General features: G+C 43.8%; 11 protein-coding genes. 8 read left to right on the forward strand and 3 right to left on the reverse strand.

Going from position 1 to position 18,686, the window contains the following annotated elements:
- Positions 1–72: 72 nt before the first annotated feature.
- Positions 73–2,538, forward strand: coding sequence for a glycoside hydrolase family 2 protein (locus GO495_RS29035; RefSeq protein ID WP_157303456.1), 2,466 nt, complete (start codon positions 73–75; stop codon positions 2,536–2,538).
- 126 nt (positions 2,539–2,664) lie between these two features.
- On the opposite strand, the gene GO495_RS29040 is transcribed toward GO495_RS29035, so the two are convergent.
- Both GO495_RS29040 and GO495_RS29045 read right to left on the reverse strand, forming a co-directional pair.
- Positions 2,665–4,191 (reverse strand): hypothetical protein, encoded by a 1,527-nt coding sequence (locus GO495_RS29040; RefSeq protein ID WP_157303457.1) that lies wholly within the window; start codon positions 4,189–4,191, stop codon positions 2,665–2,667.
- 25 nt (positions 4,192–4,216) lie between these two features.
- Positions 4,217–7,309 carry an NAD(P)/FAD-dependent oxidoreductase gene (locus tag GO495_RS29045; protein WP_157303458.1) on the reverse strand — a complete coding sequence of 1,031 codons (3,093 nt, stop codon included), beginning with the start codon at positions 7,307–7,309 and terminating at the stop codon, positions 4,217–4,219.
- Between the two features lie 193 nt (positions 7,310–7,502).
- Here GO495_RS29045 and GO495_RS29050 point away from each other — a divergent pair, with 193 nt between their 5' ends.
- From GO495_RS29050 to GO495_RS29065, 4 genes are all read left to right on the forward strand, one after another.
- Entirely contained in the window at positions 7,503–10,121 is a 2,619-nt protein-coding gene (locus GO495_RS29050; protein ID WP_157303459.1) for a glycoside hydrolase family 2 protein, read from the forward strand.
- Between the two features lie 166 nt (positions 10,122–10,287).
- Positions 10,288–10,830 carry an RNA polymerase sigma factor gene (locus GO495_RS29055; RefSeq protein WP_157303460.1) on the forward strand — a complete coding sequence of 181 codons (543 nt, stop codon included), beginning with the start codon at positions 10,288–10,290 and terminating at the stop codon, positions 10,828–10,830.
- 41 nt (positions 10,831–10,871) lie between these two features.
- The gene (locus tag GO495_RS29060) at positions 10,872–11,159 is read left to right on the forward strand and encodes a hypothetical protein (protein ID WP_157303461.1); all 288 of its coding nucleotides are present in this window, start codon (positions 10,872–10,874) and stop codon (positions 11,157–11,159) included.
- 129 nt (positions 11,160–11,288) lie between these two features.
- Positions 11,289–14,333 (forward strand): NAD(P)/FAD-dependent oxidoreductase, encoded by a 3,045-nt coding sequence (locus tag GO495_RS29065; protein WP_157303462.1) that lies wholly within the window; start codon positions 11,289–11,291, stop codon positions 14,331–14,333.
- 51 nt (positions 14,334–14,384) lie between these two features.
- Here GO495_RS29065 and GO495_RS29070 read toward each other — a convergent pair whose 3' ends face one another.
- A complete protein-coding gene (locus GO495_RS29070) occupies positions 14,385–14,873 on the reverse strand; it encodes a TlpA family protein disulfide reductase (protein WP_157303463.1) in 489 nt (162 codons plus the stop codon).
- 176 nt (positions 14,874–15,049) lie between these two features.
- On the opposite strand from GO495_RS29070, the gene GO495_RS29075 reads away from it, so the two are divergent.
- The 3 genes from GO495_RS29075 (at position 15,050) to GO495_RS29085 (ending at position 18,269) form a co-directional block, all read left to right on the forward strand.
- Positions 15,050–15,397 (forward strand): RNA polymerase sigma factor, encoded by a 348-nt coding sequence (locus GO495_RS29075; protein ID WP_157303464.1) that lies wholly within the window; start codon positions 15,050–15,052, stop codon positions 15,395–15,397.
- Between the two features lie 140 nt (positions 15,398–15,537).
- Positions 15,538–16,518 (forward strand): hypothetical protein, encoded by a 981-nt coding sequence (locus GO495_RS29080; RefSeq protein ID WP_157303465.1) that lies wholly within the window; start codon positions 15,538–15,540, stop codon positions 16,516–16,518.
- 89 nt (positions 16,519–16,607) lie between these two features.
- On the forward strand, positions 16,608–18,269 hold the full coding sequence (locus tag GO495_RS29085; protein WP_157303466.1) for an NAD(P)/FAD-dependent oxidoreductase: 1,662 nt from the start codon (positions 16,608–16,610) through the stop codon (positions 18,267–18,269).
- The last annotated feature ends 417 nt before the right edge of the window (positions 18,270–18,686 follow it).

Below are 18,686 nucleotides of genomic sequence, written 5' to 3' on the forward strand. Positions count from 1 at the left end.
AATTATTTATTCGCTATCTCCTAACAATTATATTCCGTCTTTAGGCTACTTTATCTCACCCAAAATATAGCCATGAGAATCTTACTCGGCCTCTGTTGCCTGTTACCCCTGATAGCATCTGCACAGTCTTCCATGCAAACCCGCTGGGCTGCACAGGTAGATCCGGCACACCCGCTTCCCGAATATCCCCGCCCGCAAATGGTCCGTGAGCAATGGGAAAACCTGAACGGCCTCTGGGATTATGCTATCACTGATAAAACAGCCACTGCCCCCAAACAATACGATGGGACCATCATCGTTCCTTACCCTATTGAGTCTGCCTTATCAGGTGTGAAAAGAGCATTGCTGCCCACACAACTGCTCTGGTATAAAAAAACACTGATCAAACATGCGGTGCAGAAAGATGAGCGCATTTTGCTGCATTTTGGAGCCGTAGACTGGCAGGCGACCGTCTATATCAATGGTAAAGAAATCGGTGCACACACGGGCGGTTATCAGCAATTTTCCCTGGATGTTACAGATGCCCTGCAACAGGAATACAATGATCTTGTAGTGAGCGTATATGACCCTACCGATGAAGGACCTAATCCACATGGCAAACAGGTATTGCAGCCTCAGAATATCAACTATACTGCCAGCAGTGGCATATGGCAGACGGTATGGCTCGAAACAGTCCCCGCTGCCCATATCAGTAATGTACAGCTGACACCGGATATTGACAGCGGGCAACTGCGTATAAAAGTAAATGCCACCGGCACCACAAAAGATTATACCATCGAAGCGATTGCCTCCAATGGCAGTTCCGTAAAAGGGAATGTAAACAGCACTTTAATACTACCAGTTTCCAATGCCCATTACTGGAGCCCCAATGATCCCTTTTTATACAACCTCTCTGTGCGTTTATTATATAAAGGGAAAGTAACAGATACCATTGGCAGCTATTTCGGTATGCGGAAAATCAGTGTGCAAAATGAAAGGCTATATCTAAACAATCAATATACTTTCCACCTGGGAGTACTGGACCAGGGCTTCTGGCCGGACGGACTTTATACCGCTCCTACCGATGATGCCCTGCAGTTCGATATCAGGGCTATCCGGAACATGGGATTTAATACTATCCGCAAGCATATTAAAATAGAACCCGACCGCTGGTATTACTATGCAGATAAACTGGGTGTACTGGTATGGCAGGATATGGTCACCTGCGCCAATGGCAGCAGGGAAGCCCAGGAGGAATTTGAAAAAGAGAACAAAGAGAATATCTCCCAATTGTATAATCACCCGTCTATTGTGGTATGGGTCCTTTTTAATGAAGGCTGGGCAAGGTACAACCAGGAAGACCTGACCAAAGCATTAAAAAAAGCAGACCCATCCCGACTGGTAGACGGCCATTCCGGAGAGAACTATGACCGTGGCTCTCCGGAAAACCCTAACGACAAATGGGCCGGCAGCGACCTTACAGACGTGCATGAATATCCGGGCCCGGGGCTGGCCCCTGCACTTCCCGGCAAGGCAAGAGTGCTGGGAGAATGGGGCGGCGTAAGAGTGGCCACTCCTTCCCATCAGTGGAACCCTGCCGAAGGCTGGGGTTATATCCAGGTATCCGCAGCGGGCTTCGCCAGCAAGTATGCCTTCATGCTCCGGCACCTGGCATTGTATGAGGAAGAAGGACTCTCCGGTGCTATTTATACCCAGCCCTTTGATGTGGAAACAGAAGAAAACGGACTGATTACTTATGACAGAGAAGTTATCAAAATCCCTTCTGAGAAAATGCGACAGATCCATAGCGCTTTGCAACCGAATGCAAATAGTTATGCAGATCAATTGCAGCTACAACTGGCCGATACCGCCAACCCGGATAATCAATACGCAGCACTACTGGCACAATATAAACAGGGCAAAAAAGATCCTGAATTCATCCGTTCCCTGGCACAAATGGCGGTAAGGGTCAACGACAAAGTGAATGCGTCCAGGCTGAGTGGGGATTTTATCAGGACAACTCCCGATCTGTATACACGTGCGAATCTTAAGTTCATCGGTCAGTTTACCAATAGTGTAACAGACCCGGGATTCCAGTTCTTTCTTAAAAACAGGGAAAGGATTGATGCTGTATCAGGACAAGGTCAGGCAGAACAAAAGGTGATGAACATCATTTTCAGGGATGAGATCATGCCTTTCCTTACCAGCCAGGGCAATACCCCCAACTGGACAATGTTCGAAAAACATATTACCACACTATATGGCGATCCCGGAGAGGAAATCTACCTGAGAGCCAGGGCTATACATAGCCTCAACAATAACGACTGGAATAACTTTTCTGCTGCCATCGTACCTTATATCCTAAAATACGGAGAAAGGGTATCTGCCAGTGAGCTGAATATTTTCGGGGCATTTGTGAGTGCGAATGCCGACCGGCTTTATAAGCTGGGCAAGAAAAAAGAAGCGATCGAATGGGAAGAAAAAGCACTGGCAATGGTAGCTGAAAAAGATAAGCCTGCTATAAAAGTAGCCCTGGAAGAAATGAAAAAGGAAAAATAAGTGTGTGGATGTTACCTTTTTCAAAGTAATGCAATTTAAAGTCCACACACTTATTTTATCCCTTGTAAGTGACGTTATAAAGACACAATTTTTTTTATCCCCTTGATGTTTCCCCCAAAACTCTTGTCATCCGATCCCGGCTTCGCCCGGGATACGGGTGGCAAAATCTTCTTTAGGGACAAAACTCTCTTTCACTACATATCCCAGTAACAATCCACCAAAAGCAAGTGTAATAATGAAAGGGAATGCCTGGTAGCGTAATACGATAGGCGAGGCCACCACACTAAATACAAGATTGGATATCCATACCAGCAGCATAATGATCAAAGCCTTTCTGTAATAGATACTTATTCTGGCAAAGCCTCCCAGGAACAGGAAACCTAAAAAGCTCAGGAAGAAAATGATATTGATCATTGCCAGGATTGGCGGAAAAAATTCTGTTAACTGTATTTTCCTGTCTTTAGACAGCGACTTCACTTTATTCGTTTTATATCCGAACCATACCACTGCCATCTGATCTACTGAATCTTTTCCCATATTATCTATTGCCAGGAATTCAGGAGAAGGGGAATAATAATTCAACAGGTTAGGCAACAGGTAATAACGGGCAAAAGCGGCCGGGTACTGACCAATCAGATAAGACCCATATTTTCCGTATAACGGCGCTACACCGGACCATCTCTTCAGATAAGGCGTAGTGCTGTCCTTCTTATATTTCTGCGCCAGATATACTTTCAGTGGCGCTTTTTCATCCCACAGATAGTAAATCCCCAACTCATTATCCGGACGTATTTTTACATGCTGCAGGGAGTCCATATGTTTAAGTGTAATCCCATGCAGTTTTTTGAATTGCTCAGGCACAGGTTTCCTGTCGGTCACCGGCACATGTGCATACATGAACAGTGCATTACTGCCCATCTGCCATCCGCCAAAAGCAGAGAACTGTGCCACTCCTGTTTTTTCCCCGAATTTTAAAGTAGTATAGGTGATAAACCATGATACAGGCAACAGGATAATAACTAAAGAGAGGAGTTTTAGTTTAACAGTTCCCTTTGTCATCAGGATAGCCAGGATACTAATGAAAGGATAATACAGCGCATTATATCTTACGGAGAATACGAAACCCAGCACCAGTGCATGCAGGATCAGCATACGCAGATTCGGCAGGTACAACAGCCATAATAAACTGGTTAACCATAACACACTTAAAGCAGCAAATAAGGCATCACTGGAAACAAAGTTGCTGATATAAAACCAGAGAGGATTTAATACGAGCAGAAAAAATAATACCCGCATCACCCATTTCCCGGGTTCTAATAAATAACGGACACTGAACAGGAAAAACAGGATACTGGCCTGCAACAATAAATACTGCACCAGCGCCATCCCTGTATCTGAGCGGTTGAACACACTGATAAACCGCAGGAACTTCGAATACCCTACCGGCCACATATTAATATTGACATTATTAAATGCCGCATCCAAATAGGAATAGGAGTCGGGCAGGAAATTAGGGAACGGGTATAACTTTTTAAAGATGAAAAACAGGATGAAAGCAGCGGCAACCGACAATAACAGGGAGATTTTATTCTCCCTGTTATGCCATATGTATTGCCTGAATTCACGGGGTAGTAAAGGTTGTTTAATTGTCATGGTTCGCCTTGGTTATTTTGAAAAACTATTTTTCTTCAGTCATTGCCGCTTTCCATACATATTCCAACAGCAGCAATCCGAAAGCGAATGAAACAAGTAAGGGGAACAACTGGAAACGCAATGCTATGGAAGAAGCGAAAATGCTAAATCCAAAATTCACGATCCATAAGGTAGTTACCAGTAATAGCGTTACAGAAAGCAGTGGATATGTCCTGATTCCTTTCAGTACAACAAATCCTATCACACCTAATACAAATAAGATATTCAATACCGCAGCAGTAACAGGATAAAAATCCAGTGCGGATACTTTCAGGTCTTTAAAGATGGTCGTTACTTTCCTGCTTTTATATCCAAACCAGAACTCCGCAATGGGCGCTACACTATCTTTCCCCATATTGTAAGTGTCCAGGAATTCTACCGGGGGCACATAATACTTCAACGCATTAGGCATTAAATAATACTCTGCGAATTGCTTTGGATATTGTTTGATCAGGTAAGCGCCATAATCCGCATACAAAGGCCCCACCGTTGCCCAGCGTTTTAAGATACTGGCGGAAGAATCCTTTATGAACCGGTGCTGCATGTATATCTGTAAAGGCGACTGAGGGTCCCACATGTACCAGGTATTAGCCTGGAATAATTCCTGAGGATGTTTCCGTACGTCCTTTGTAGAATCGAAATAAGTACGCACCATACCATCCAGTTCTTTGAACCGGGAAGGCAGTGGTTTATCTTTTTTATCTTTTACATACCGGTAAGCATAGAGTGCATTATTAGCCATCTGCCATCCACTGAAAGGAGAAAACTGGCGGATGCCTGTTAACCTGTTATACTGGTTACTGGTATGGTACATAAACCCTGCTATTACCAGGAAGCTGGCCGCAATACCGGTCACTTTCACGAGAATACGCTGGCGCGACAGGATGAAAGCCAGCGTAGCTATCAATGGATAAAACAAGGCATTGTACCGCACGGTGAAAGCCATCAATAGTAACAGCGCATGAATGGCAATCAACCTTGGAGTTGGCTTTTGCAGTATCCATAATAATGTGGTGAACCAGAGTAAACTCAGGGAAAGGAAAAGCGCATCACTGGAAATATAATTACTCATGTAGAGGAATACGGGATTACCCGCCAGGCAGGCAAACAACAGGATGCTGACCAGTTTGCCCGGCTTATAAAAATAGCGCAGGGTAAAGAAGAAGTACAAAGCGCTGAATTGCAGTAACAGATACTGAAAGAGGACCAGCGCCACATCCGAATGCGTGAACGTACTGAAGATACGCAGGAACTTCGAGTAGCCTACAGGATAGGTGTTAATATTTAGATTCAGGTATGCAGATTCAAGGTATACGTAAGAATCCCCGTCAATAAATCCTGCATGAGGATACATGTATTTAAATATGATGAACAGCGACAGGATACCGATACCGCCTACCCAGAGCAATGCCCTGTTCAGTGGATTATGTAATAAATAATCCTTAAAGGAAGGCTGTACCTGACTCGCCGGTATTGCAACAGGTGTGTCAGTTACAGCCTTCTCTTCATGGTATTCCTGTTCTGTATTGATAGCCCAGATATTCTCTTTGGAAGTGATACCGGCAGCGATATTATCCACAGCAACCATGGCAGTCAGCATGGAGTGGTCTGCATTATTATATTTATGCATCCCGTTGCGGCCAACCAGGAAAAGGTTTTCCAGGGTATCTGTATATGCTTTTACTTTATCAAAATGTTCATAAGCGCCAAAGTAAGCAGGATATGTTTTTTCTACTCTTAACACCGTACTGTCCAGCACATTTTCAACAGTAGCCAATCCTATTTTTTCCAGTTCCGCGATGGCCAGTGCTGAAATTTCTTCATCAGGCAGTTTCCAGAAAGCATCTGTTTCATTGCAGAAGTATTCCATTCCCACCCATATGGTATCCGGGTCATTTACCAGGTAAGGGCTCCAGTTGTTGAAGAGTTGTAGCCGTCCAACGGTTACTTCCTTCTCCTGTATATAGATCCAGGTATCTTCCAGGGAGAGTGCTTTCCATTCACCGGTATGTTTGTCCAGGTAAGAAAGGCGTTTAAGCAGAATACCTACGGTAATGAAATCACGGTATTGTAATCCGGATGCGATTTCTTTCACATTGAGCGGCACAGGACCGGCAATTCCGGCAATCAGTTCTTTCACCGGCATGGTACTGAAGAAATAATCCCCATCCAGGTGAAGAGCTTCGTTCGTTTGTTTATTAACAGCAGTGACGGCTGTTACCTTATTCTCTTCTGCAAGGATATATTTTACATCATGATGCATGTGGATGATACCACCCATTTCCTGCACCTGCCGGGCTACTTCTTCCCATAATTGTCCCGGCCCGAACTTTGGATACAAGAACTGTTCTATCAGGCTTGTTTCGGTATCTTTCTGAGAGATATCCCCTGTTTTCTTTTTCTTCGTTAATTCCTGCAGAGCGTGTTGAATCGCTTTTGTTATACTAACTCCTTTGATCCTTTGGGCGCCCCATTCTGCAGGGATTTCGTGACAGGGAACTCCCCATACTTTTTCCGTATAATCTTTAAAGAAGAGGTTATATAGTGTTAGTCCGAACCGGTTGATCATAAAATCTTCCAGGCTCTTTTCGGGTTTACGGGGGAATAATTGTGCTTTCAGGTAAGAGAAAAGAATTGCGAAGGTCCTGAATACGCCAAGTTTGCGCAGGGTTTCTATTGATAGTGTAATAGGGTATGTAAAGAATTTACGCAGGAAATATATTCTTGAAAGGCGTTTCCTTACCAGCATTACTTTATCGCCGTCCTGCGGAGTGCTGTCCGCATTTACTTCCCTGGATTTATTCTGATAATTAATAGTAAAAGACGACCCTGCTTCCTGTTGGGGAGGCATAATATTCATCCACCAGTTCATTACCCTGTCCGATTTGGAAAAGAACCGGTGACCGCCGATGTCCATACGATTGCCCTTATAATTGATTGTTTTGGAGATCCCACCGATATCATCGCTCTTTTCCAGGATAACGGGCAGTATATCAGTACGTTTTAACATCTCGTAGGCAGCAGTCAAACCTGCAGGACCGGCACCAATAATGACGGCCGTTTTTTTTGTAGTATCCATATGTGGGTCTTATTCTTTGGGTAACAAGAAATTCTGAGGCACGGGTCTTTGCGCTGATACATTCGAAGGTAAAATTGCTGCAAGGGAAACTACATAGGAGATAGGGAATAATTTTAGGAGAATAAGGATATTCTGATGTTACTATTCTGCATTTACTGCAACTACACTTATTCGCAAAACAACAAAATCCACCATGAACAAAATCAAGAAGGCCCTTGCAATAGCGACGGTTTTATGTGCCCCTCAGCTACATTCCTATGCCCAAACAGCATGGAAAATGCAACCTGTTGGGATACAAACCCGCTGGGCCAAAGATGTGAACCCGGACAATGTACTACCGGACTACCCTCGTCCCCAGATGGTACGTAATGAATGGAAAAACCTGAACGGCCTCTGGGAATATGCTATTATGCCTAAAGGTCCGGCTATGCCGCACGAATTTGATGGTCAGATCCTGGTTCCTTTTCCCATTGAGTCTGCTCTGTCCGGTGTAAAGAAAACCTTATTACCCAACCAGTACCTGTGGTACAAGCGTACCATCACTATTAATAAGAGTGATAAACGCACCTTATTACATTTCGGTGCAGTTGATTTCCAGGCCACTGTATATGTAAACGGCAAAGAAGTGGGCGGCCACACCGGTGGTTACCAGCACTTCTCTATTGATATCACGGAAGCCCTGAAGGCTGGCAATAACGAACTGCTGGTAAGGGTATGGGACCCTACCGACCAGGGACCTAACCCGCATGGCAAGCAGGTATTACAGCCTCAGAACATCATGTACACCGCCAGCAGCGGTATCTGGCAGACGGTATGGCTGGAAACTGTTCCCGCTGCGCATATTGAAGGTCTGGTGATGACACCTTCCATTGATAGTAATCATTTGCGCCTGGTGGTGAATACGACCGGTAATGCAAAAGATTATACTATTGAAGCGGTCGCATCCAATGGCAGTTCCATTAAAGGCAAACCAGGTACGAACCTCCTGCTGCCTGTAGCCAGCGCTCACCTGTGGAGCCCGGAAGACCCTTACCTGTACAATCTGAATGTACGCCTGCTCTACAAAGGCAAGGTAGTGGATACTGTAGGCAGCTACTTCGGGATGCGTAAAATAGAAATTAAGAAAGATGATCAGGGGATCGACCGGATCTTCCTGAATAATAAATATACCTTCAATTTAGGCGTTTTAGACCAGGGTTTCTGGCCGGAAGGACTTTATACAGCTCCTACGGAAGAAGCGCTGAAATTCGACATCCTGGCTATCAGGAATATGGGTTACAATACCATCCGTAAGCACATCAAGCTGGAACCAGCCCGTTGGTACTATCATGCTGACCATATCGGTATGCTGGTATGGCAGGATATGGTGACCTGCGCCGGTGATGGCCCTGATGCGCATGAAGAGTTTGAAAAAGAGAACAAAGAGAATATCGCACAACTGCATAACTACCCTTCTATCGTAGTATGGGTACTGTTCAATGAAGGCTGGGCCCGTTACGACCAGAAACGCCTGACTGAATGGATGAAAAACGCCGACCCTTCCCGTATTATCGATGGTCATACCGGGGAAAACTACGACCGTGGCTCTCCGCAGAACCCAATGGATAAATGGGCCAGCAGTGATTTAACCGATATACATGATTATCCTGGTCCGGGTATAGCACCTGCCCTTCCCGGCAAGGCAAGAGTACTCGGTGAATGGGGCGGCGTACGTGTGATAACACCTAACCATCAGTGGAATGCCGCTGACGGATGGGGTTATATCCAGGTACAGGCAGCAGATTTTTCCCGCAAGTATGAGTTCATGCTCAAACACCTGAAAGTATTTGAAGAAGAAGGATTGTCCGGTTCTATCTACACTGAACCATTCGATGTGGAAACAGAAGAAAACGGGATGATGACCTACGACCGTGAAGTGATCAAAATCCCTGCGGAGAAATTACGCCAGATACACCGTTCACTGGTACCGGCCGCAGAAAGCTTTGCCTGGAATGGCTTCAAAGCCAAAACCGCAGATACCGCTAACCCTGATCTGCAATATGCCACCCTTTTACAGCAATACAAACAGGGTAAGAAAGATCCTGAGTTCCTGCGCGATCTTGCCATGATGGCCGTTCGTGTAAACGATAAAGCCAATGCGTCCATGATAGCCAATGATTATATCACCGGCTTACAGGACCCGTTCAACAGGACCAACCTCACCTTTATCCAGCAGTTTACCCGTAGCAGCAAGGATGCCGGCTTCCAGATATTCCTGAAACAACCGGAAAAAGTAGACAAGGTGCTGGGGGTTCATCAGGCAGTAAATAAGGTAATGGGGATCATCTTCGCAGAAGATATCGCGCCTTATGTAACAGGTAAGGATGCTAACCCCGACTGGAACGCGCTGGAGAAATCCGTAGTGGGCAAATATGGCGCTCCCGGTGAAGAGATCGTCTGGCGTGCTAAAACCATCCATTTCCTAAACAGGAATGACTGGCCAAATTTTGCGGCCACCGCGGCCCCTTATGTAGAGAAATATGGCGCACGTGTATCGCCCAATGAATTGAACAGCTTTGCCTGGACAGTATTCGAGAATGTATCTGACAAGGGTATTCTTACATCTGCGCTCTCCTGGAGCAAACGCAGTGTGCAGCAGCAGGAAGATCCCAATTTCATGGATACCTATGCGAACCTGCTGTATAAATTAGGTCAGAAAGACGAGGCGATCTCCTGGGAACAGAAAGCACTGAACCTGGCGCCTGATAACGCTAAACAGACCTTCCAGACCGCACTGGACAAGATGAAGAGCGGAGAGAACACATGGAAATAAAATTATCATTTTAGCTACAGCCCCCGGCAAGCGCCGGGGGTTGATCTTATAATAGTCCTACTCCCGGCCTTTTTTGCTACATTAACTTCAAATTAACTTCTCGCAATTTTTAAACCGATAGCTTTGGTTTATACATTGTCATGTAATATAGAAGGGGGTTAAAGCTATGCTATACACAAATGATGAAGAAATGTTGCAGGGTATAAAAGCCGGTCAGGAGAGCGCTTTTACTGCAATGTATAATCTTTACCAGCCGCTGTTACTGATGGAGGCCTATTACAAGGTCCGTTCCTATACAGAGGCAGAAGATATGGTACAGGAAATTTTCGCTTCTTTATGGCAAAGAAGGGAGACCTTGTCGATATCAATTCCATTAAAACATTATCTCCTCAAAGCAGTTCATCTGCAATACGCTTATAAATGCCGCAAAAACGAAGTGGCAAAGAGGTTTGTTCGTCATACACTATATGTATCCAGGGAAGCGACTGTCAATTATGTACTGGAGAACAAAGAAATATATAATCAGATAAGACAGGCCATGGCTTCTATCAGTGCTCCTGCATGCCGCAAGGCATTTGAATTGCTGTATATAGAAGATATGAGTCATAAGGAAATTGCCCATAACATGAACATCAAACCCCAGGTAGTAAAGAACCAGGTGAGCCGTGCACTCAAGGTTATCCGTACCCGTCTCAAAAAAGTAATATAGCGTGTGTTACTTTTGTGCGCTCATGGCAATTGATAGTTACCATGAGTACACAAAAAGAACTGATACATCATCTTGCACTCGAAGAGTTAGCGGGAGTGATCAGTGATCAGGACCAGGCCTACCTCAGCCGTATTATCCAGGAAGACCCCGAAGCATTCGAAATATGGCAGGAAACCAGGAATATTCTGAACACCCCCGATGTAAAAGAGTTTCTGGCCCGTCCCCGGCCTGTAGAAAGTATATTCCGTCTTCCCCCCAGCCGTAATAATTTATGGTATATGTTTTCTCTTAGTGTAACTGTTATACTGGTAGTTAGTTTGCTTTATTAATATCCATTTCTCCAAAATAGCAATTGCTGTCTCCTAAGTTTCTCTCCCTATCTCCTAAGTTATTTCCTGCACCGGCCGTTAACTTTGAAAAGATCTGATACCTCAACCCCCAATGAGTAACCCACAATTATGAACACATCCAATAAGAAAGCCATTATTATTGGCGCAGGTCCGGCAGGTCTCACAGCTGCCTATGAACTGCTGAAACGCACCAATGTTACCCCCATCATACTGGAAAAAAGCGGAGACATCGGAGGGATCTCCAAAACAATTAATTATAAGGGTAATCGTATGGACATCGGCGGACACCGTTTCTTTTCCAAGTCCGACAGAGTAATGAACTGGTGGCTGAATATCCTTCCTATACAACAGGGAGCAGATAAGCCCTTTACGATCCAATATCAGAATAAATCCAGGGAAGTAAATGCGGACAGCACTCCGCAGGACGGCGATAAAGTAATGCTGGTAAGGAAACGCCTTTCAAGAATATATTTCCTGCGTAAATTCTTTACATACCCTATTACACTATCAATAGAAACACTCAGGAAATTAGGAATAGGCAGAACGATCTCCATCCTCTTCTCCTATCTGCAGGCACAATTATTCCCGCGTCAGCCGGAAAAGAGCCTGGAAGATTTTATGATCAACCGTTTCGGCAAAACATTATATAACCTCTTCTTTAAAGATTATACGGAGAAAGTATGGGGAGTTCCCTGCAATGAAATATCCGCAGAATGGGGCGCCCAAAGGATCAAAGGAGTTAGTATAACAAAAGCGATCCAACATGCCCTGCAGGAATTAACGAAGAAAAAGAAAACAGGGGATATCTCTCAGAAAGATACTGAAACAAGCCTGATAGAACAGTTCCTGTATCCGAAGTTCGGCCCGGGACAGTTATGGGTAGAAGTAGCCCGGCAGGTCCAGGAAATGGGGGCTACCATACACATGCATCACGAAGTGAAACAGATCCATACCTATAATAACAAGGTTACTGCTATCACCGCTGTCAATAAACAAACAGGCGAAGAAATACTACTGGAAGGTGATTACTTCTTCAGCACTATGCCCGTAAAAGAATTAGTGGCCGGCATACAAGGCAGCGTTCCTGCAGATGTACAGGAAATAGCCGCAGGACTTCAATACCGCGATTTCATCACCGTAGGTGTGCTCCTGAAACGTTTAACACATAAGGATATGGAAGATACCTGGATCTATATCCAGGAAAAAGAAGTGACCGTAGGACGATTACAACTCTTCAACAACTGGAGCCCTTACATGGTAAACGACCCCGATACCGTATGGGTAGGTATGGAATTCTTCTGCAATGAAACGGATGCTTTCTGGAAATTATCCGACGATAAAATTGCGGCACTCGCCATAGAGGAATTACAAAAAATAGGACTGGCAGAAGCAGAAGATGTACTCGACAGTACCGTATTAAGAGTAGAAAAAACATACCCCGCTTACTTTGGCGCTTACGAACGCTTTGACGAAATAAGACAATTCACGGATCAGATAGACAACCTCTTCCTGGTTGGCCGGAACGGGATGCATAAATACAATAACGCGGACCACTCTATGCTGACCGCTATGGTAGCTGTAGACAATATCGCTGCCGGCGTTACTACCAAGGAAAATATCTGGTCGATCAATACAGAACAGGAATACCACGAAGAAAAAACAAGCGGTGCTCCGGAGACTACGGCCAACATCTCCCTGAAAGATTACATATTCAAAGTGCAGGAGAACAGGCCCTATATGTGGACTGCCATCATTGGTGTCATAGTCCAACTGCTGTTCTTCAAATACTGGTATCCCTTTGCCAGTTATATCAATGGTGATTCCTATGCTTACATGGAAACCGCTTATCTGAACCTGGACATCAATACTTATCCTGTAGGTTATTCCATGTTCCTGCGGCTGTTCAGTGTATTCACTCATTCAGATACAGCACTGGTCGTGTTCCAGTATGTGCTGTTGCAATCCAGTGTACTATCGCTGGTATATACCTTATTCTATTTTTACAACCCGGCAAAACTCACCAAAATCGGCTTATTCGGCTTTATGCTTTTTAACCCGGTATTCCTGTACCTGGCCAATTACGTATCCAGCGATACACTCTTTCTTTCACTAAGTATCATGTGGTTTACCTCTCTGTTATGGATCATTTACAGGCCTTCCACAAAACTGATGGTATTCCATAGCCTGGTGTTATTCCTCGCCTTCACGATCAGGTATAATGCATTGTTTTACCCGATGATAGCGGCTGTGGCTTTCCTGTTATCTAAAAGACGTTACCCGTTAAAACTGGCCGGACTGGCACTCTGCGTACTATTGATCGGCAGCTTCATAAACTATAACACGAACAAATACAAAGAGCTGGCAGGCTTCAAACAATTCACCCCATTCACCGGCTGGCAAATGGCCAATAATGCGATGTATGCGTATAAGTTTGTCCCGCCTGCCAAACGCAAACCTACACCTGCAAGATTCCAAAAGATAGATAAGATGGTCCGCGATTATTTCGACAGCACCCGTAATAACCGCATGCATCCCGAAGAAGACCTTGTTGCCAGTACGATCTATATGTGGACGCCTTCCGCTCCCTTACGCATGTACATGCAACAACAGTTTAAAAAGGATTCCACTGCCCCGGAAATGAAACGCTGGGCTACGGTAGCCCCACTGTACAAAGACTATGGCACGTTCCTGATAAAGACATACCCCGCAGCCTTCTTTCAATATTATCTGTTCCCCAATGCATTGAAATATTATGCGCCTCCGGTAGAATTCCTGGAAAGCTACAGTACAGGCGTAGATAGTGTACATCCGATCGCACAAAAGTGGTTCGATTACAAGAGCAATAAAATAACAACAGTATTTAAAGACTTCAAAGTAAATATCCTCGATTTCTATCCCATTCTGGTAGGAACAATGAATGTGATCTTCTTCCTGGGTATGATCAGTTTCCTGGTACTGGAAGGATATAAACAGCATAAGCTGATGGGGAAGGGATTGCTGCTGGTAGTATGCCTGTGGCTGGTGAATTTTGGATTTAGTGTATTTGCATCACCTATAGCACTACGGTTCCAGTTATTCCCTATCATCGTCATGACATCCTTTGCGTTCTTATTTATGGGATATATCATAAGTGAAGCCACTAAGAAAGAGTAGTCTCCCTGAATATAAAAAAGCTCCACCCGTAAGAGTGGAGCTTTTTTTATATCATTCTGTGCTTTCTATAATTTCGCCTGCACTTATCTTTCCGATAAATGCTTCGTGCAGGATCTTGTTCTTCCTGTAAATAGCCGTAAAGGGTACCCCGCGGGCTTCATAATAATTGCTAAAGAACTCAGTATAATCTCTTCCGACTGTAACATTGGGATATTCATTCAATGCATACTGTTTACAGAATGCTTTCATTTCATTGAAAGGCGCAGTTGTAATCAGATAAAACCGAATATCCTTCATCTTATCCATTTCACTTACGATCTCTTCCATCTGCGCATGTGAATACGGGCAATGAGTTCCAAAATAGAACAACACAACAGGCTTACCGGCAGGAATACTACGGGTAGTAAAATAAGTAGTGCTATCAGCCAGCAGCAGGCTGAATATCGGCAATGGTTTCCCTTCCTTTCCCGTCTCTTCACGGTTACGCGCCAAACAACCTGAAAGCGCTATCAGTGGTAATAAAACCCAAAATCTTCTCATGGTGATGTATTTTAATTTGGGGAGTGGGTATTCAATATCAAATGTAGGTTGGCCTTGTGATACAAAAGTTAGGAGATCCGGTAAATCAATAACCACTTGTTAACAAAAGTATGCAAGCGATTAACCTAATTTCATATTTGAATTCCATCGATATTTTTGATATCTAAAGAGCCAATATGAAACCAAAATTTGCAATAGATCAAATACCGGACATAAGACTGATTAATGCGCTTAAATCTGACAAGGATCATGCTGGCATTGCATTTAAAATAATTTACAATCTGCATTGTATCTCTTTAAATAAACTGGCATATGGGATGTTAAAGGATGATGAAGGCGCCCGGTATATAGTTCAGGAAATCTTTATTTCCCTCTGGAATAACAGACTTCATCAGATTATTTTAGAAGACAATATTGAAAAATACCTGGTCCATATAGTGAAAAATAAATGCATTGACATATTAAGGGAAACAGAAACCAACACATTTTTTGAAATAAAGGACCTGCATATCCACTCCCGGTAAAATCATCATTCTCATTAACCCTATATCTGTAATACAAAGAAATTCAATTAATTAACTGATCATTAACTAATTAAACAGATGAATTTCCTAGCTTCGTTTTGTTGGTAAACAAGCCCCCTCCTGGTAAAACCTTGTAGAAGATGTATTCCTCAAAATATAAAGTGAACAAATTATTATTCCTCGAAAGAACCCGCCATACATACATGGACCCCGGTAATCTGAATTCAGAGCTCCATAATCTGTTAATTCCCGAAGCAGGAATTTACTTCCGGCATGATGCAGAATGTGATATACTTTCCCAGCATATTCAACTGCCTGCATTTTCGGTATGGATAAATGATATCTTTTCAAAGAAGGATATCGTATTGCGTCCGTTTGTACCAATACCCATTCACACCCTGCATTTCATGTTCGAAGACAGCCTTCAGGCCCAATTCCGGCAGGAACCGGGATACCTGCTGGAGGAACGGGAATGTAACCTGTTCAATCTTCAGCCGGGACTTCACAAGATCCCCATGGCTAATAGCAAAAAGGTGCTGTCCCTCCATATCAACATCAAACCGGCAGCTATTTCCGGTCTGGTACAGCAGTATCCCGGACTGCAATTCCTGGCACAAAAAAGTAATACTACGGGGCCTGTTAATATCCATCCTTATCACATCAATCCCGTCTGTGAGTCATTGATCAAACAAATACTGACTTGCAACTATACCGGGATCAGGGCCCAACATTTCCTCCATCGCTGTTGCATAGATCTTTTACTCAATATCGCACAGCAACAGTCTGCGGCCACCAAGCCCATCCTGTTTTCAACGGTAATGAACGGAGCAGCTTATCACCAGTTATTTCAGTACATCGAAAATTATCCTCACAAACAACATACGATACCAGAACTCGCATATATATTTAATATTCCAGCCGAACAACTGGCAAATGGCTTCCTGCAACTCTTTGCTATCAGCGTAGAAGACTTCTCACATATGACGAAAATGATGTTCATCTATAATCGCATACAATCAAAAGCATTTCCTCTTTCACTGATAGCAAAAACCATTGGCTATAACGATATTTCACGTATGGTCAGCGATACAGAAAGTTTTTATGGCAGTAGTTTTTCCTAATGTCATCTCCTAACTTTTATTCTTCATCTCCTAATTTTGCTTCTGCCCTCCTACCCTAACTTTGGAATATCATTAAATGGTTAACCCCTATGGATCAGCCCGTATTATTTACCGGAAAGGACACCGTAACTCCATTACCACGCAAAGCTATTATTATTGGTGCCGGCCCCGCCGGTTTAACTGCCGCTTATGAGTTGCTGAAACGTTCTGATATTATTCCCGTTATATTGGAAAAGAGCGGAGATATCGGAGGCATCTCCAAAACGATCAATTACAAAGGGAACCGCATGGATATTGGCGGGCATCGCTTCTTCTCAAAGTCGGACCGCGTAATGAACTGGTGGCTGAATATTCTGCCAGTGCAGGATACCGGCAATTCTAACTTCAGTATTACCTACCAGAACAAAAGCAGGGAAGTTATCCCGGGCCAAAGCATTGCCTCTGGCAACACCGATAAGGTCATGCTGGTAAGGCAACGCTTGTCCCGTATCTATTTCCTGCGGAAATTCTTTACATACCCCATACAGCTGTCTATTGATACGCTGCAGAAATTAGGTATAGGTACTACCATCTCTATCCTCATCTCCTACCTGAAGGCACAGGCCTCGCCCAGGAAACCGGAGAAAAGCCTGGAAGACTTTATGATCAACCGCTTCGGACTAACCCTTTACAACCTTTTCTTTAAGGATTATACAGAAAAGGTATGGGGCGTTCCCTGCCATGAAATACCGGCAGAATGGGGCGCGCAACGCATCAAAGGAGTGAGTATACGTAAAGCTGTTCAGCATGCAGTACAAACTGCGCTGAAAAAGAAAAAGAATACGGGGGATATTTCTCAGAAAGATACAGAAACCAGTCTCATCGAACAATTCCTGTATCCGAAACTAGGTCCGGGACAACTATGGGAAGAAGTAGCCCGGCAAGTGAAAGAGATGGGCGGCATTATCCTCATGCAGCATGATGTGGTACAGGTAAATACAAACAATGAAAAGGTAGTGTCTATTGAAGCATTCAATAAAGATACCCTCGAAACAATAGAACTGAAAGGCGATTACTTTTTCAGCACCATGCCGGTAAAAGAACTGGTAGCAAACATGGATGCAGACGTCCCCGCCAATGTAAGGGAAATAGCTTCCGGTTTGCAATACCGCGACTTTATCACTGTTGGGATCTTACTCCGCCGCTTATCTGCTCAGGACAAAAACACAGGTAAATGGAAAGAGCTGCAGTTGAAAGATACCTGGATTTATATACAGGAGAAAGATGTAAAAGTGGGCAGGTTACAACTCTTCAACAACTGGAGCCCTTTCCTGGTAAAAGATCCCGGTACAGCATGGGTAGGTATGGAATTCTTCTGTAATGACACAGATGACTTCTGGAAATTACCGGATACTGACATTGCCGAATTGGCTATCCGGGAACTGACTAAAATAGGACTGGCATCTGCCAGCGATGTACTGGATTCTACCGTACTGAGAGTGGAAAAAACCTATCCTGCCTATTTCGGTGCTTATGAACGCTTTGACGAAGTGAAAGAATATATCAACAAATTCTCCAACCTGTTCCTCGTAGGCAGGAATGGCATGCATAAATATAATAATGCAGACCACTCTATGCTTACTGCGATGGTAGCAGTGGATAATATAATAGCTGGTGTGGAAGGGAAAGATAATATCTGGGCCATTAACACGGAACAGGAATATCATGAAGAAAAGGCTACAACGTCCCAGGCAACAACCCCCGATAAATAAATCCCCAAAAACACCGTTAACCCCTAAAGTAAAAGATCCCTTTCCCCCCGGAAGGGATCTTTTACTTACTAGCCGTTTTATTTTTCCCTGTTAACATTGAATTAACTTATAAGGAAACGCTATTGATTATTTTTATCATAGTGACATACGTGTTATACAATTGGCCATTTTGCATTGATTGTAAACGATCTTTATAATACCAGCTATGAAAGTTATCAGGAGTGTCCGATTGGAGAATTCAGAAGATGGTATTAACCAATCCTGTGAATAATTCAGGGAGCATCTGCTCCCTTTTCTCAGTTTTATCCGGATCAATTGAACAGCCAATATTATTATTTTAACACAATGTTACTTTATATGCTATTATGCAACTTATATCGACAAAGAAAATAACCGCGAGAAGAAAATTTAACCTAA

Origin of the sequence: Chitinophaga oryziterrae (assembly GCF_009758125.1) — a bacterium.
Lineage (GTDB): Bacteria > Bacteroidota > Bacteroidia > Chitinophagales > Chitinophagaceae > Chitinophaga > Chitinophaga oryziterrae.

Coding starts and splice junctions, on each gene's coding strand:
- GO495_RS29035 (WP_157303456.1), top strand. CDS start 73: ATGAGAATCTTACTCGGCCTCTGTTGCCTGTTACCCCTGATAGCATCT.
- GO495_RS29065 (WP_157303462.1), top strand. CDS start 11,289: ATGAACACATCCAATAAGAAAGCCATTATTATTGGCGCAGGTCCGGCA.
- GO495_RS29040 (WP_157303457.1), bottom strand. CDS start 4,191: ATGACAATTAAACAACCTTTACTACCCCGTGAATTCAGGCAATACATA.
- GO495_RS29075 (WP_157303464.1), top strand. CDS start 15,050: ATGAAACCAAAATTTGCAATAGATCAAATACCGGACATAAGACTGATT.
- GO495_RS29050 (WP_157303459.1), top strand. CDS start 7,503: ATGAACAAAATCAAGAAGGCCCTTGCAATAGCGACGGTTTTATGTGCC.
- GO495_RS29080 (WP_157303465.1), top strand. CDS start 15,538: ATGTATTCCTCAAAATATAAAGTGAACAAATTATTATTCCTCGAAAGA.
- GO495_RS29085 (WP_157303466.1), top strand. CDS start 16,608: ATGGATCAGCCCGTATTATTTACCGGAAAGGACACCGTAACTCCATTA.
- GO495_RS29055 (WP_157303460.1), top strand. CDS start 10,288: ATGCTATACACAAATGATGAAGAAATGTTGCAGGGTATAAAAGCCGGT.
- GO495_RS29070 (WP_157303463.1), bottom strand. CDS start 14,873: ATGAGAAGATTTTGGGTTTTATTACCACTGATAGCGCTTTCAGGTTGT.
- GO495_RS29060 (WP_157303461.1), top strand. CDS start 10,872: ATGAGTACACAAAAAGAACTGATACATCATCTTGCACTCGAAGAGTTA.
- GO495_RS29045 (WP_157303458.1), bottom strand. CDS start 7,309: ATGGATACTACAAAAAAAACGGCCGTCATTATTGGTGCCGGTCCTGCA.